Source organism: Isoalcanivorax indicus (genome assembly GCF_003259185.1).
Lineage (GTDB): Bacteria > Pseudomonadota > Gammaproteobacteria > Pseudomonadales > Alcanivoracaceae > Isoalcanivorax > Isoalcanivorax indicus.
Genome location: NZ_QGMP01000001.1, coordinates 318433 through 333798, shown reverse-complemented (window position 1 = coordinate 333798; position 15366 = coordinate 318433). Strand labels below are relative to the sequence as shown.

The 15366-nt window shown below is 57.8% G+C and carries 12 protein-coding genes; 1 reads left to right on the top strand and 11 read right to left on the bottom strand.

Going from position 1 to position 15366, the window contains the following annotated elements:
* Positions 1 to 25: 25 nt before the first annotated feature.
* The 3 genes from DKW65_RS01515 to DKW65_RS01505 all read right to left on the bottom strand — a co-directional run bounded on the left by DKW65_RS01515 (position 26) and on the right by DKW65_RS01505 (position 3038).
* Positions 26 to 1093 (bottom strand): WavE lipopolysaccharide synthesis family protein, encoded by a 1068-nt coding sequence (locus DKW65_RS01515; protein WP_162925645.1) that lies wholly within the window; start codon positions 1091 to 1093, stop codon positions 26 to 28.
* Positions 1074 to 2108, bottom strand: a complete 1035-nt coding sequence (locus DKW65_RS01510; RefSeq protein ID WP_111655594.1) for a WavE lipopolysaccharide synthesis family protein — start codon at positions 2106 to 2108, stop codon at positions 1074 to 1076. Before DKW65_RS01510 ends, DKW65_RS01515 begins: the two co-directional genes overlap by 20 nt.
* 126 nt (positions 2109 to 2234) lie before the next feature.
* Complete coding sequence (locus DKW65_RS01505) at positions 2235 to 3038, bottom strand: glycosyltransferase family 2 protein (RefSeq protein ID WP_281271646.1); 804 nt, start codon at positions 3036 to 3038, stop codon at positions 2235 to 2237.
* 222 nt (positions 3039 to 3260) lie between these two features.
* Between DKW65_RS01505 and DKW65_RS01500 the strand changes: the two genes are divergently transcribed.
* Positions 3261 to 4241: a glycosyltransferase family 8 protein gene (locus DKW65_RS01500; protein ID WP_162925644.1), complete on the top strand. Its 981-nt coding sequence runs from the start codon at positions 3261 to 3263 to the stop codon at positions 4239 to 4241.
* A 9-nt stretch (positions 4242 to 4250) separates the two neighbouring features.
* Here the strand turns inward: DKW65_RS01500 and DKW65_RS01495 are convergent, their stop codons facing one another.
* From DKW65_RS01495 to DKW65_RS01460, 8 genes are all read right to left on the bottom strand, one after another.
* Positions 4251 to 4976, bottom strand: a complete 726-nt coding sequence (locus DKW65_RS01495; protein WP_111655591.1) for a glycosyltransferase family 25 protein — start codon at positions 4974 to 4976, stop codon at positions 4251 to 4253.
* 157 nt (positions 4977 to 5133) lie between these two features.
* Positions 5134 to 6057, bottom strand: a complete 924-nt coding sequence (locus tag DKW65_RS01490) for a branched-chain amino acid transaminase (RefSeq protein WP_111655590.1) — start codon at positions 6055 to 6057, stop codon at positions 5134 to 5136.
* Between the two features lie 30 nt (positions 6058 to 6087).
* The gene (gene glnE, locus DKW65_RS01485; protein WP_111655589.1) at positions 6088 to 8961 is read right to left on the bottom strand and encodes a bifunctional [glutamate--ammonia ligase]-adenylyl-L-tyrosine phosphorylase/[glutamate--ammonia-ligase] adenylyltransferase; all 2874 of its coding nucleotides are present in this window, start codon (positions 8959 to 8961) and stop codon (positions 6088 to 6090) included.
* A 25-nt stretch (positions 8962 to 8986) separates the two neighbouring features.
* Complete coding sequence (tfpB, locus tag DKW65_RS01480) at positions 8987 to 10795, bottom strand: type IV pilus assembly ATPase TfpB (protein WP_484131194.1); 1809 nt, start codon at positions 10793 to 10795, stop codon at positions 8987 to 8989.
* A 100-nt stretch (positions 10796 to 10895) separates the two neighbouring features.
* A complete protein-coding gene (locus DKW65_RS01475) occupies positions 10896 to 12641 on the bottom strand; it encodes a Na/Pi cotransporter family protein (RefSeq protein WP_111655588.1) in 1746 nt (581 codons plus the stop codon).
* Positions 12642 to 13067: 426 nt separating this feature from the next.
* Positions 13068 to 13589, bottom strand: a complete 522-nt coding sequence (locus DKW65_RS01470; protein ID WP_111655587.1) for a hypothetical protein — start codon at positions 13587 to 13589, stop codon at positions 13068 to 13070.
* A 151-nt stretch (positions 13590 to 13740) separates the two neighbouring features.
* Positions 13741 to 14223: a hypothetical protein gene (locus DKW65_RS01465; RefSeq protein WP_111655586.1), complete on the bottom strand. Its 483-nt coding sequence runs from the start codon at positions 14221 to 14223 to the stop codon at positions 13741 to 13743.
* Between the two features lie 230 nt (positions 14224 to 14453).
* Entirely contained in the window at positions 14454 to 14912 is a 459-nt protein-coding gene (locus tag DKW65_RS01460; protein WP_162925643.1) for a hypothetical protein, read from the bottom strand.
* Positions 14913 to 15366: the final 454 nt, after the last annotated feature.

Here is a 15366-nt window from a genome sequence, read left to right as displayed (position 1 = left end):
CTACTGACCTGGCGATAAATTCCCCTCAATGCAGATTCTGCTTCATGGCCTGGCTGCAACCCCTGCGCGTTCGGGCTTTCCACCTCATCGAGCGGGACATCAGGCGCAATCTGGTTTTCATACCGGTCTTGAGCCAGGCCACCACTCGCACCAGGAACCGCCTTGCTGCGAAACCCCTGTCATAAGCAAACCCCTCATGATGGCGCGCGAACAACTGCTGCCAGCGCTTGAAGGTGTAGTACTTGTAATTATCCTTGGGCCTCAATCTCTCAGGCACATACAGAGAAATCATGTCAGGATCTGCAACAATGAAATTACCCGTCAGCACCGCATCCGACACGGCCTGATTGCAACGATCGCGACGCCCCTGGTCATACTTGTGAACGAGCTCATCACACAGATCTGCGCGGCGCGCCAGGCGAGAGTAGATGATCTGCTCGACACATCGCTGGGGCCAGGGGTACCGTGCATGCTGGCGCCGCCCGGACAATGAAGCATCCCATTGATAATCATCAAAGGGCTCCAGATCCCAGATACGCATCAGGTCCTCGGTGAGGCCGAACTGGATGAAATCACAGAAAAAGAAGGGCACTCTCAGACCACGCGAGTATTCCGATGCCCAGTAGTTGGTAATCAGCACGCGCTGCTGGAGCAGCGCATACTCCTGACGGCGCCGATCCGGGCAACTGTACCTTTCATACACCCTGACAATACTGGATGAATTCAGGATGTTGTCGCTCCGCAGCTTGACGGCGTACCGAGTGCTCACCGCCGCCAAACCGTTTCGTACGGAACAGGCCTGCCTGTCCAGATTGCGAATAATGGGCTCATTGCGCCGATCATAACCACTGATCGTCGGACCTGGATCGTCAGACAGTATGGTTACATCAGCGCCGAGCCCCTCCACTGGCTGCCCCTTCCAGGTGGAGCAGATTACTGGCGAGCCGGGAAAATGCTGACGGAGGCTCTGGATGCTTTTTGACGTAATACCCTCGTCCTGCGGCCGGTCCGGTGTGCCCTGGACCGGCCCGTGCACCACAAACGATATCTCTGCATTATCGATAGTGAACTGCTCAGCGCCCGGCATAAACATTCCGCGCATTCCTGTAGGCCAACTTGCGCTTTCGCAACGAAAACGATGCATTCAGTCGCTTGAGCCATACGCCATAAATACGTGGCAACAGACGCTTCAACTTGTCAGAAATATCTTCTGCTACCCGGAATTCCGGATCACAGTAACGCTGATACAGATATTGCCACTCTGGATAGGTGTAAAACCCTGCACGACCCGTTCGCTTTGCGATACGCACTTTCTGCAGAAACTTGGCTCCCAGATGCAAGCCTATTCTTTCCGGTTCAGCCACCACAAAATTATTTGCCAGAAGCTGCTCCCATTCACGCATGCGACGCTCGTCATTATCCAGCAGATGTTCCAGGGAAGCAGACATATGCTTGTTTACAAACCTCAGGAATATGTCCTGTGTGGCGTCTCGTTCGAACTCTGGCGCGCCCGGATAGTAAGGCTGGGACATCGACAGGAAGGATGCGTCCGGCTCGAGGTCCTGAAAAAGAGGCAGATCCCATAGCTCCAGCACATCTTCTGTGCGGCCAAACGCGAAAAAATCACTGGCATGAAAAAGGACGCGACAACCCTTCGCATATTTGCGGGTAAAGGTATTGGTCAGGACTACCCTCTCACCGAACCACCTCAGATCGGCGCCACGGCGCCTGTAGCGCTGCTGAAGATCAAAAAACCCACACCCTGACAACGCATTGTCACTGCGCAACTTCATTGCATAAGGCGTCGTAACGCGCCTCAGCCCGGCCATAGTGGATACGATTTGACGATTGTGATTGAGTCGACGGGGCGTCCCGTCCCGCTTGTAGGAGACGATATTGCCGCCCGGATCCGGGCTCAGCACCAGCTCATCGTGGTCCAGCCCCTCCAGCTCCTGCCCCTCCCAGGTGGAGAGCACCAGGCGCGCCTCGGGCAGGAAGCGCCGAACGGAAGCAAGGCAACGTTGGGTGATGCCCTCCTCTTGTGGCCGACCGGCAAACGCGTGCACCGGCCCCTGAACCACGACCGTAATATCCTTGCTGGAAATCATGCGCCTCCTTTCTCGTCTGCTGTCTGATCAGGCCCTGCCCGGACCATCAAAGCCAACAGCATAGAAAGCAGGAAGCGCCGCAGCACGTCCAGAGCTGCAGAAATAGCAATCTTTTACATAGACAGCTTATTTCTTCAATGACTCACGCTTGCGGGCTTTCTCCTCCTGACTCAGGATCCACAGGCCCGCATGCTTGTTAAAGTTGCCCTGCATATAGTTCATGGCCACGATAAAGCCAATGCGGCCATCCAGGAATCCGCCACGCAGGATATAGATCTGGAAGAAGGTCCATAGCGCACGGAGGCACACCACCAGCAGACTGCGATTGCGCTTGCCCTTGTCGAAGTACTTCTGACTGCCCAACCAGGCGTACTTGGCGTTCTTGGCCAAAGCATGGCCGTAATCACGGGCAGTATAGTGAAGCAGATAACCGGGAAGACGCCCCACCTTCCCTGGCGGGTGCTCGATGGTCTCGTGCACCGCAACGGGCGTGAAACGCGCCCCTTCGCGCCGATAAAGACGCAGGGGAGCGCGCGCACTGCGACCATGTTTGAGCCGCTTGCCATGGCGAATCACTGCCCACTGAATACGGAATGCGACTTCTTCGATATGGTCCTGCGACAACAAGTCTTTCAGCGCCTGCTGAGCCTGCTCATCCAGCGCTTCATCTGCATCAATGGACAACACCCAGTCCATCCTGGCCTCATCAAGAGCACGCTGCTTCTGGGCACCAAAACCGGGCCAGTCGGTCACCCGCACCTTATCGGTGTACTCCCGTGCAATATCTGTCGTCTCGTCGTTGCTGCCGCTATCATAAACAATGATCTCATCAGCCAGATCCGCCACCGACTCGAGACAACGCCGCACGCGGTCAGCCTCGTTCATGGTTATAATGCAAACTGATAACGAATGTCTGTGCTTATGGCTCACGTTCCAGTGCCTTACCTGCCGAATTCAGTATTGCGAAGTATGTCACACAGGTCCGGCAAGGCATAGTCAGCGCCATGGCGCGGGAGCTCGAGCAACATTACCCGACATGCTCAAGGCCCGAGTGTACTTTCCCGGGCCTCCGCTATATCATCCTTCACACAACGCACATCTGACATAAACATCTGATCAAGCATTTCAGAGCTTCATCCGGGAGTCGTTCCATTGGCCATCCAGGAGCAATATTCAGCCGCCCTACCTGCATGCCCCGATCATGATATCGTGGTTGTCGGCGCCAGTGACCAGCATTATGCGCAGTATCTGACCGTCGCTTTCTACTCGCTGATCATGAATACGGCCTCCCCTCACAGGCTTCGCCTTTTTTGCATAGATGGCGGCATTACCGAAGAGACAAAAAGGCAGATGGATACCAAGCTGTCTGGTCTTGGCGTCAGATTTTCTTTTCTTGACGCTGACACAAGCATCTATGCCGATGCGTTAATCAGCAAACATATCAGTACTGCTGCATACCTTCGAATCTCGCTGCCGCACCTTCTGGACACCTCTATCAAGAAAGCCATATATCTGGACTGCGACACTATCGTCCTCGGCGACATCAGTGAGCTATGGGATATCAGCCTTGATGGCCTCCCTCTTGGCGCGGTTGAAAATATCTCGCGAAACGCATACGTCCAGTCCGGCCTTGACCAGGCTGATTATTTCAATTCCGGCGTTCTGCTCGTGGACCTTGACGCATGGCGGAGCGAAGGAATCCCCGCAGCGGCCAGGGAATTCATTCGCACTCACCCGGAAAAAATTCGGTATCATGACCAATGCGTATTAAATGGCGTGATAGGCGGGAGATGGAAAAGGCTACCGCTGGCCTGGAATCATCAGAGCGGCATCTACAGGCAACGCGAGCAGCTAAAGAAGTTTCCGCCTGATGCACTGCTGGAGGCCAGGCTGACACCAAAGATTGTTCATTTTATCGGCGGGCACAAGCCCTGGGCCGATATCTGTTTTCACCCTTTCACCAGCCATTACATAAGCTACTCACAGGAGGCCGGCTTCCCTCATACAAAACCCTCCCTGGCAAAAACAATAACATCGCTGTTCTCGTCATTCGGAAACATCAAAAGACTGTTTCGTCGGAAGCTTTGGCTATGGCGCATAAGAAGGCACGCCGCCAGCATGAGAACACCTTGATTCCTGAGACTAATCCCCCGGCATGAGCCGGCCGAACTGTCTTTGTCGAGCCAACCATACCAGCTTCCTGATGGCGCGCCTCAACGACACCAGGACAGGCTTCTTGTAGCGAGCCCGCCCGGGGATAGTGGTGTCCTTGCTAAGACAATGCTCGCTCACAGAATAGGGCATCAGGCCGTATATCTGGCAGCCATGCTCCCAGTTCTTCTTGACCATCACATCCAGTGGCGCATCGAGAACATCCGCCCTGCGGAGCAGCCGTGCGGCAACCGACGGAGAAATGACATAACACATTGCACTATGTGGGACTTTCGAATAACGAACCAGACTGAACTGCCCGTCATGCCGGACCAGCCTTCGCGTCGCACGGCGTTCCGTCTGAAGCCGGATATACCCATATTCGTGCACAAGCCGTTCCGCATGACAAGCCGCTTCATGGAAATGATCTGCCAGTAGAAAATCGTCCTCCATGATCATGACCGGCTCATCATCATCAACGCAGCGCTGCCAGAGCATTTTATGGCTGGCATAACAACCGACTTCTCCCATAGCGGCCGGCCTACCACAGTTCAGCACATACTCTCGTTCATCGTAGCGGGAAAAATACACCAACTGGCGAATATCGCAGCGAAGCGCATCGAAAAACTCGAAATTCACGCCGGCCTGCGACAACTGCTCCGCAGCGGCCCTTCTCCGTTCCAGAGAATCAGCAAGACTGATGACATAGGTTTTCATGAAGGCGCGCTCCACGCATACACGAGACAGGGACCGGGGCAGACATCTTTATACCTCGGCGCCCCTGCTCCCTCATGGCATTCATCATGAAAAGAGTAGAAGCGCCTTGTTTCACTGATTCCATTTACGCGGTAGTCAAGCAGACTGGCGACTTGTCTTAATTGATATAAGTCAACCAATCACCATACTGCTCAGCCTTGCCCTGCACCGTATCGAAGTACAGCGCCTGCAACTGCTCAGTGATCGGCCCACGCCGCCCTTCGCCAATCAGGCGCCCGTCCAGTTCGCGGATGGGCGTGACTTCTGCGGCCGTGCCGGTGAAGAAGGCTTCGTCCGCCACATATACCTCGTCGCGGGTAATCCGCTTCTCGCGCACCTCATAACCACAGTCTGCCGCCAGCGTGAAGATGGTACGGCGAGTGATGCCGTCCAGACAGGAGGTCAGTTCTGGCGTATACAGCACCCCGTCACGCACCAGGAAGATGTTCTCGCCGCTGCCTTCGGCCACATAGCCTTCGTTATCCAGCAGCAGCGCTTCATCGGCGCCGCCGGACAGCGCTTCGTTCAGCGCCAGCATGGAGTTCATGTAGTTGCCGTTGGCCTTGGCCTTGCACATGGTGATGTTGACGTGGTGGCGCGTGTAGGAGCTGGTGCGCACCTTGATCCCGACTTGCAGCGCGTCGGGCGACATGTAGGCAGGCCATTCCCAGCCGGCCACCATCAGGTGCACCTTCAGGTTGGCGGCGCGCAGACCCATGCCTTCGCTGCCGTAAAACGCCATCGGCCGCAGGTACGCGTGCGGCAGGCCATTGGCGCGCACGGCTTCGATCTGGGCGGCGTTGACCTGCTCTTTCGTGAACGGGATTTTCATTTGCAGGATATGCGCCGAGCGGAACAGCCGGTCGGTGTGCTCCTGCAGGCGGAAGATCGCCGGCCCCCGTGCGGTTTCATAGGCGCGCACACCCTCGAACACGCCCATGCCGTAGTGCAGGGTGTGGGTCAGCACATGCACCCGCGCATCGCGCCAGGGCACCAGTTCGCCATCAAGCCAGATAAAACCGTCACGCTCAGCCATCGACATGGCAACTTCACTCCCGAAAATCAGTTGAATTCAGATTGCAAACCATTTGCCCCAGATCGCCCGCACGCCGTCCCGCAGGTCGGCGAATTCAGCCGGGTCTACCTCGGAGGGTTCATTGCGCAGGGCCAGTCGATGAGCAGCAGACCGGAAGGCGAGGTACGCCTCCCGTAGAAGGCCGGCATCATGGGCCGACATCAGCTCCAGCACCGCAAGGGTTTCAAGCAGCCGCACATTATCGGTGTACCGGGTCAGGTCACTGTGCTGTGCAGCCCATCGCAGAACGCCATATTGCACCATAAATTCGATATCGACGATACCACCCGGGTCCTGCTTGATATGGAAGCGCTCGCTGCGCTGGCCGCTGCCCAGATGGGTCACCATCTTCTCGCGCATGGCCAGCACATCGGTGCGCAGGGCCTCGACCTCGCGGGGCTGGCAAAGCACGGCTTGGCGGATGGCGTTAAAGCGCTCCCGAGCCCGGGCGCACCCGGCCACCACCCTCGCCCGCACCAGAGCCTGATGTTCCCAGGTCCAGGCCTGGCCCTGCTGGTATTTCTCGAACGCCCGCATGGAGCTGACCAGCAGGCCGGCCGAGCCCGAGGGACGCAGGCGGCTGTCCACCTCATAGAGCTGACCGCTCATGGTCCGGGTGGTCAGGATATGGATAATCCGCTGGCCCAGCCGGGCAAAGAACTGCTCGTTGCTGACCGGCTTGTCGCCGTCAGTATTGCCCGCGCTGTCCGCGTCATGCAGGAACACCAGGTCCAGATCAGAGTTGTGCCCCAGTTCGATACCGCCCAGCTTGCCGTAGCCGACGATGACGAAGTCCGGCGAACAGGGCTGCCCGTCCTCCCGGTGCGGCCGACCATGGCGGGCCACCAGCGGCTTCCAGGCCAGCAACACCACCTGATGCAGGATCGCCTCGGCCAGCCAGGTCAGGTAATCGCTGACCTTCATCAGGGGCAGCACTTCAGTCACTTCCGAGGCCGCCACCCGCAACAGGTGCGCCTGCTTGAAGTGACGCAGCACTTCCATCTGTTGCTCCAGATCGTCCTCGGCCACGCGCAGCAGCTGCTGGCGCAGTTCGTCATCCAGCTCGCTGCGCTGCGGCGGCGAATACAGGGTGCGCACGTCCAGTAACTCATCCAGCAGCACCGGGTGCCGGGTCAGTTGCTCGGCAATCCAGGGGCTGGCACCCGACAACTTCACCAGCTGCGTCAGGGCATGGGGGTTTTCCACCAGCAGGGCGATATAGGCGGAACGGCGCAGTACGGCCTCCAGGAAAGCCAGCACCCGTTCGCAGGTCACCGGCCCCACCTGCTGATAGCCCAGGGTTTCCAGCAGGCGCGGCATCAGGCGGTCGAGCCGCTCGCGGGCGATCGTCTGCATGTTCGCCACGGCACGCCCTTCACGGAACGCCTTGAGCTGCTCCAGCACGGGGGCCGGCTCACCGATACCGATGCCGGCAAGCATCTCCCCGGCCGCGTCGTCGTCGAGCAGGCCCAGCCACAAATCCAGCAGCTCCCGGTCGGCGCCTTCCACATCCTGCTGTTCGCTTTCCGGGTCTGCGATCACCTGGCTGAAGTGATAGCGCACCTGTTCCCGGTAGCGCGCCAGCGTGCGCTCGCAGCTGCGTCGGTCGCGGAAGCCCAGGGATCGGGCCAGGCGCACCCAGCCGTCCTCATTCTCCGGCAACCGCTGAGTCTGGCGATCTGCCACCGCTTGCAGGCGGTGCTCCACGTTGCGCAAGAACACGTAGGCCTCGCGCAACTCGTCAGCCACCTCGCCCGGCAACAGCCCCTGCTCCACCAGCTGCGGCAGCACCTTGAGCAGGTTCGACTGACGCAGGCCCGGCAACTGGCCACCCCGGATCAGCTGGAACGCCTGGACAATGAACTCCACCTCACGAATGCCGCCCGGGCCAAGCTTGACGTCCGACTGGATACCCTTGCGGCGGACCTCCCGCTCGATCAGGGCCTTCATCTCGCGCAGCGAGGCAAAGGCGCCGTAGTCGATATAACGGCGGTACACGAACGGCCGCAGGCGCTCGATCATGCGCTCGCCGGCACGCACATCACCCGCCACCGCACGAATCTTGATCAGCGCATAGCGCTCCCACTCGCGCCCCTGCTCCTCGTAATACCCCTCCATGGCATCAAAGCCCACCGCCAGGGCGCCCGCACCGCCCCAGGGGCGCAATCGCATATCGACACGAAACACGAAGCCATCTGCGGTGGCCTGATCCAGCGCGCGGATCAGTTGCTGCCCCAGGCGCACGAAGAACTGATGGTGGGTCATGCCACGACGATGGTCGGCGATCTCGCCCTCGTGCTCGTAGGCAAAGATCAGATCGATGTCCGACGATAAATTGAGTTCGCGCGCGCCCAGCTTGCCCATGGCAAAGACAACCAGCTGCACCGGCTTGCCGTCAGGCCCCAGCGGCGTCCCCTCTTTCTCGCAAGCGCGTTGATACAGGCGCTTCAGAGCGGCGTCGATCAGCGTGTCCGCCAGCAACGACAGGTCGGCCACCGTGCTGTGGTAGTCGCCCTGGCCGTTCAGGTCACGCCAGATGATGCGCGTCATGTGCCGGTGGCGCAGCGCACGCAAGGCAGCCTGCAACGCCGCTTCGTCGTCGGCGTCGCCAAGGGCAACGTCCACCTCTTCACGTAGCGCGGCGGCTGCCAGCGGCGCATCAAGCCGCCCCGGCTGCACCAGCCAGTCCGCCAGCGACGGCGTGCGCACCATGCGCTCAGCGACGTAATCGGAGCCGGCCCAGACGGTCGACAGCGATGCCTGAAGGGCCGACGGCAGATCGCCACCGGCCTCGACATAGCGTTGCCACTGGGATTCAAGGGCCTCGGCCAGGAAGCCGGGCAGGGATGAGAAATCGGGAGTTATCGTCATGTGGCGCTATTGTCCGCGCAGACGCTCAGCTCAGCAACACATCCTGTTGTGGCGTCACCCGGAGCACCTCTTCCACCGTGGTCAGGCCGCGGGCCACCTTCTGGGCGCCGCTGATGCGCAGCGGCTTCATGCCGTCCTTGAGGGCCGCGCGCGTGATGGCCTCCAGATCGCCGCCGCGACTGATCACCCCTTTCAGGGCCGTGCTCATCGGCAACGTCTCGTAGACCCCCATACGGCCGAGATAACCGGTACCCCGGCACTCCAGACAGCCGACCGGGCGGTATACCTGCTCCGGCATCTTGATGCGGAAGGGCCGGGTCAGCTCTTCCCAGGCCGCCGGATCCGTGGGCACCGCCGTCTTGCAGTGCGGACAAAGCGTGCGCACCAGACGCTGCGCCATGACCCCGGCGACCGTAGCGGTAATCAGGTACGGCGGCACCCCCAGGTCGATCAGTCGGGTCACCGAGCTGGGCGCATCGTTGGTGTGCAGGGTCGACAGCACCAGGTGCCCCGTCAGCGCCGCCTGAATGGCCATATCCGCCGTCGGCAGGTCACGAATCTCGCCGATCATGATGATGTCCGGGTCTTGCCGCAGCAGCGCCTTGACCCCCTGGGCAAAGCCCACATCAATGGCGGTCTGCACCTGCATCTGGTTGAAGCTGGGTTCCACCATCTCGATCGGGTCTTCGATGGTGCAGACGTTCACCTCGGGGGTGGACAGCTGCTTGAGGGTGGAATAGAGCGTGGTGGTCTTGCCCGAGCCGGTGGGGCCAGTGACAAACACGATGCCGTTGTTGTTGCTGGTCATCTTCTGCCAGACGGCGTAGTCCTCCTTCGAGAACCCCAGCTGGTCGAAGGTGCGCACCAGCACATCCGGATCGAAGATCCGCATCACCATCTTTTCCCCGAAGGCGGTGGGCATCGTGGAAATCCGCAGCTCCACCTCGTCACCCTCGGGGGTCTTGGTCTTCAGGCGGCCGTCCTGAGGCTTGCGCTTCTCGGCCACATTCAGGCGCGTCAGGATCTTCAGGCGGCTGGTGACCGCCGCCAGGATTGCAGCAGGCATCTCGTAGACGTCATGCAGCACGCCGTCAATGCGGAAACGCATGCGCCCGGTATCCCGGCGCGGCTCCAGGTGGATATCGCTGGCGCGCTGGGAGAAGGCATATTGCAGAATCCAGTCGACGATATTGGCGACATGGGTATCGTCGGCGTCCGGCGTGCCCTGCCCCACCTCGAGCAACTGCTCGAAGTTGGTGACATTGCCCATGTTCTGGCCGCCCCGGTCCTTCGCGCCGGCCATGGAGCGGCTCAGGTTATAGAACTCCAGCCGATAGCGACGAATCTGCTCCGGGCTGGCCATGACCACCTTGAGCGCGCGATCACGCAGCACCTGAGACAGGTGCTCTTCCCAACTGCGGCGGAAGGGCTGATCACAGGCCACCGTCACCTGCTCACGACTGACCTCCACCGCCAGAATGCCGTGACGCTCGGCAAAGGCGTAGGACATCAGGGTCGTGATCTGGTCCACGTCGGCCTTCATCGGGTCGATGTGATAGACCGGCAGGCTGGCCTTCTCCGCCAGCCAGCGGGTCAGCCAGTCGATATCCAGCAGCACGCCCTTGCCGTCTTCCGCCGAGGCGTCGCGCAGCCGGTGCTTGGCCACCACCTGCAACGGGTGCCAGCCGAGCTCTTTCTTCTCGCGCGGAGTGGTGGAGATGACATTGAAGTCTTCACGGGAGACCCGCCCCTCGTCGAGGAGCTCGCGCATGACCCAGCGCACGTCTATTTCCAGCCCGGCGTGGGGGCCGGGCGAGGCAGCCTTGGCAGACAAGCAGATTCCCCTTGCAGATCGGCGGTTTAATCTGCCTAGCGTCCGGCGTCACGCCGCCGCCGTCAAGCGCCATGACGGCCAATGCCGACCCCGGTCACCATCAGACCGGCAATTTACCACCAATGATGCGCATGGCTTTCAGACGACGGCCGGAGGCAGACTCGTTCACGTTCAGGACATGATCCCCGATACGCTCAAGCCGGTTCAGGATATCGATAAAGATCACCCCGGCGCGCGGCGCATAGGCGCCCTTCTCCAGCCGCGTGAAGTGATTGTCGCGGAACTGGTCACGCAGCTGATCGACCTTGTCCTCCAGAACGATGGCCCGCTTCAGGTCCACCGCACTCGGCAGCCTGGCCACATTGGCGTTCATGAACTGGATCCCGTCGCGCAGTGCCGCCATCATCTGTCGCATCTCCTCGCTGGCCTCTTCCGGCCAGCCAGAGCCGGATTCCTTCATGCGCTCGGTCAGCTTGGCGATCTGGTAGTAAATGTCTGCAATACGCTCCAGATCGTTGATCATGGTCTGGATGAACCGGATACGCTCGGTGGTCTGGTGCTCCAGATGCGTCCGCTCGCTGAGCCGCACCAGGTAATCGGAGATCTCGATCTCCAGCTGGTCGGTCATCTGCTCGTACTTGTGGATCTTCTCGATGGCCCGAATGCTGTCCGTCTCCGGGTTGAACAGCAACTCGTTGACCGCGTCATGCATGGTCTCCACCAGCGCCGCGAACTGCTGGGTTTCCTTCTGCGCCTGCTCCAGGGCCAGCGCCGGAGACACCATGACCCCCGCACTGATGTAGCGCAGATGGAAGTCGTCCTGCTCGCCGCCCCGGTCGGGCTGAATGTACTCCACAAAGCGCACCAGATACGGCACGGCGGCAAACAGCAAGACCACATTGAGCACATTGAAGGTGGTATGGAACAGCGACAGGGCCAGGGTGGCATTGGAGCGCGACTCCACCTCGCCCCCCATGATCGATACCGTGCTGCCGGTGCTCAGCTGGAGAATATGGTCCATCAGGTGCAGCACGGGATAGATGATGGCCATCATCCAGATCACGCCGATGATATTGAAGAAGAAATGGAAGCGTGCCGCCCGCTTGGCATGCACGTTCCCCACCATGGCAGCAATATTGGCGGTCACCGTGGTACCGATGTTCTCCCCCAGAATCATGGCGGCGGCGATGGGGAAGGATATCCAGCCCTCGAACAGCATGACCAGCGTGATGGTGGTGGCCGCCGAGGAGGACTGGGTCAGCAGCGTCAGGATGGTGCCAACGAACACGAACAGGATCAGCGACAGGTAGCCGTAGTCGGAAAAGCTGTCCAGGAAGGCCAGCATCGCCGGGTTGCTGTGGATATCCGGCACCGAGCCCTTGATGAACTCCAGGCCGATAAACAGGATACCGAAGCCCACCATCGCCTCGGCGATATTGCGCCAGCGGCTGTTGCTGGAGAACAGGAACGCGAAGAACAGGCCGATCACGGCCAGCGCGATGGGCGTGATCTGGAACTTGAAGCCGAACAGCGCCACCATCCAGGCGGTGATAGTGGTGCCGATATTGGCCCCCATGATCACCCCGGTGGACTGCACGAAGGTCAGCAGCCCGGCGTTGACGAAGCTGACCGTCATCACCGTGGTGGTGGTCGAGGACTGGGTAATGGCGGTGGTAGCGAAGCCGGTCACGACCCCGGTGGCCCGGTTGCGGGTCATGCCACTGAGAATGCCCTTCAGCCGGTCGCCGGCGACATTCTGCAGCCCCTCACTGAAGATTTTCATCCCGAAGATGAAGATGCCCAGGGAGCCGATCAGCTGCAGGAAATCGAAAAGCGAGTAATTCATCAATCAGGCCTTCTGTTTCGCCGACGTTGCCAGGCGCACACACGGCAACTGTGCGTCACTCCGGGGCTGCGCGCGAATTGTAAGATAACCGTCATGGTGCTGTGAACTTTCTTGTCACATAAATGAAAATATCCATTAATATCAGTCAGTTATATTATCATCGGCACACAGCCCTGCAACACCCGGCGGACGCGGGGTCGCACCCACCTCGGGGCATTACGGGTAAGTCTATGGCTTGCAGCCAGGGTAATGCCCTGCCAAGACCGCCCTTTAGGGCGAGAGCGGCAACGCAATGCGGGGTCAGGTCTCACATTTCACGGCGGCATACGTGAAATGTGAGACCTGATCCCGCTTCGCTTCAGCATGACAGCCTGATGCAGAGGCTGCTTCATCTTAAGTTACGAAAGAACTCCACTTTGAGGTTCCTTATTCTCCGGGGAGGGTGTCCTTTTTTCTCGCGCTCGAATCATGATGCCCCTCCTTGCCGAGCGCCCTATCGATCGCCGTTGCATACATCTTTCTCAGCAACACCACATTCATAAAAAGGCCTACCGCAGCCATGAGGAAAATGGAAGAAAAGGCCCACTCACGAAGGGTTGCCTGCCATGGTGACCCTGCCCCATAGTCTATATGGTACGCGTAGTTCTCTCTGTCTCTTCTGAATTTTACAGAAACTTCTCGACCGACTATCTCTGACTCAGCTTTATAGCATATAGCAGTCCCCAGAGCCCTCCTGAATCTTTCCCCGTCTATATAGAAATAAAGGATCTCAGTTCGCCTGCCGATAGATTCAGCGCAATATGCTTCGCTGGCCACACCGATGACTTTTTCGTAGTTATAGCTAATGATGCGAAGATATAACATTGAAACAACAACAAATAAGGCAAGGTTATAGGACAAGAAAACGAGAAACTTACTACTCGCCTTCATCCCCTCCATATCCAGCATAGCCATCACTCCCTCAGCCCACAATTGATCCCGCGAATCATCCCAAAGCCGCTTGCATAATTTTGGGGGCCACCCACTTTTTGGGGTCAGGCCTCAAATTTCACGCAATTAACTCTCATCTGCGAAACCTGCCTCATCTTTGCTCGCCCGCCTATGCCTTCCCGTGTGAATCACTGGATACTTTCTTGACCTGTGCCTTATCGATTCGTTTGGCAAACATCTTTACGAGCATCACCATGTTAATGGCTAGGGCTAATGCAACCACAAGAGCATTGGATGTGAACGCCATCTGATGAAGCGTGGCCTGCTTCGGCCCGCCCCCTTCATACTCTACATGATACGCATACTCATCTCTTTCTTTCCGATACTTCACCAAAACCCGTCGGCCAACCATTTCAGATTCCATCTTTTCACATAGCTTACCCCCCATAGCTCTACTGAATACTGCCTCGCCGACATGAAAATGCAGGATCCTCGTTCCTCTGCCTATGGGTTCGGAGCAGTGCGCATTAGAAGCTATGCCGGTCATTTCTTCATAGTCATAATTGACTATACGAAGATAAATCGTTGACATCAAAATAATAATTATCGCATTAACAGACACGAACAGCATTGCCTTTTGCGTAGCGGACATATGCAACCTCAAAGAATTCTACTGACTTATGTGGCCATTCGTAGCGCACACTATACAGCACATGGAATAATCTGAAATAACCACGCATCAAGGCCAGCCCCGAACAGCTGAAGCCAGCTATTCCAGAAGTAAATCCAGAATGGCATCGAGAATAGAAGCTTCATCATCGTTGCTCAAGAGGAAGGGCCCTTGGCTTTAAAGCCCAAAAATCCGATCAATCTGGTTAATTATTATGATTTAGATCTCTTTTTCCTTATTTTTATAGAAATTAAAATATTCATAAATAATCCCATAAAGGCAAGCATATATATGGAATTAAACGCTTGACCCCTGAGGGTAAGAGGCCCCGGAGTTCCGTCACCAACATCAACGCCAAATACCAGCCTCTCCCTATCCTCGCGATACTTTACACGCGCATGAAGCCCAATGACGTCAGGTCCTAACCTTTCACATAACTTCCGCCCAAGGTTTTTCTCATATGCCTCACCATTTACAGTAAAATGGAAAATGCGGGTGCGCGTGGCAACTTGATCCCCACAATAGGCGCTCTCGATGGTACCCGTGGCAACCTGATAATCATGATTCATAATTGAAGAGTATATAGCCCACAGAACAACCAGCAGAATCCCATTATAAATCAAATAAACTTCGACCCCCTCCTCATCAATTTTATATCGCTCCTCATCCATAAGCAGCCACATTTTTGAGTTCACCCAAAATTACCTTTAACATCATTAAGTCACCTCATTCAAGTCATCCGGAAAACCCGCCGACACCGGATGAAGTAGAGAGAATATAGGGCCGCCTCCAGCTACCAGACCTAACAAGGATCGAAACCACATGGTTAATGTAGCCGAATTTCGAGTCAGGCATCTCGCGTAAGCTGGTGGAAGGCGGAACAGCCCGGCCCACAATGCGGGCCAAGTCTATCATTGGTAGCTTTTGGGATCTCAATGATACACTCCTCACCGCGCAAGGCCTGCTTGATGCAGTTTCTATGCAGGTCGCGAAGAACTCTGGGTTCAGCGGGCATCTTGAAGGGCACAGCCTTGGGGCTGCCAGAGCGAATGTCCTTATGCGGCAAGGAATAATATCATCAGCTACTTGCTAGCGGCGCAACAGGCTCTCAGTATCGCTTCGGCC

What these genes read in the sequence shown, in the direction of transcription:
- DKW65_RS01515 (WP_162925645.1), bottom strand. Translation starts at nt 1,093, where the DNA reads ATGTTTATGCCGGGCGCTGAGCAGTTCACTATCGATAATGCAGAGATA.
- DKW65_RS01510 (WP_111655594.1), bottom strand. Translation starts at nt 2,108, where the DNA reads ATGATTTCCAGCAAGGATATTACGGTCGTGGTTCAGGGGCCGGTGCAC.
- DKW65_RS01495 (WP_111655591.1), bottom strand. Translation starts at nt 4,976, where the DNA reads ATGAAAACCTATGTCATCAGTCTTGCTGATTCTCTGGAACGGAGAAGG.
- DKW65_RS01490 (WP_111655590.1), bottom strand. Translation starts at nt 6,057, where the DNA reads ATGTCGATGGCTGAGCGTGACGGTTTTATCTGGCTTGATGGCGAACTG.
- glnE (WP_111655589.1), bottom strand. Translation starts at nt 8,961, where the DNA reads ATGACGATAACTCCCGATTTCTCATCCCTGCCCGGCTTCCTGGCCGAG.
- DKW65_RS01475 (WP_111655588.1), bottom strand. Translation starts at nt 12,641, where the DNA reads ATGAATTACTCGCTTTTCGATTTCCTGCAGCTGATCGGCTCCCTGGGC.
- DKW65_RS01470 (WP_111655587.1), bottom strand. Translation starts at nt 13,589, where the DNA reads ATGCTGGATATGGAGGGGATGAAGGCGAGTAGTAAGTTTCTCGTTTTC.
- DKW65_RS01465 (WP_111655586.1), bottom strand. Translation starts at nt 14,223, where the DNA reads ATGTCCGCTACGCAAAAGGCAATGCTGTTCGTGTCTGTTAATGCGATA.
- DKW65_RS01460 (WP_162925643.1), bottom strand. Translation starts at nt 14,912, where the DNA reads ATGGATGAGGAGCGATATAAAATTGATGAGGAGGGGGTCGAAGTTTAT.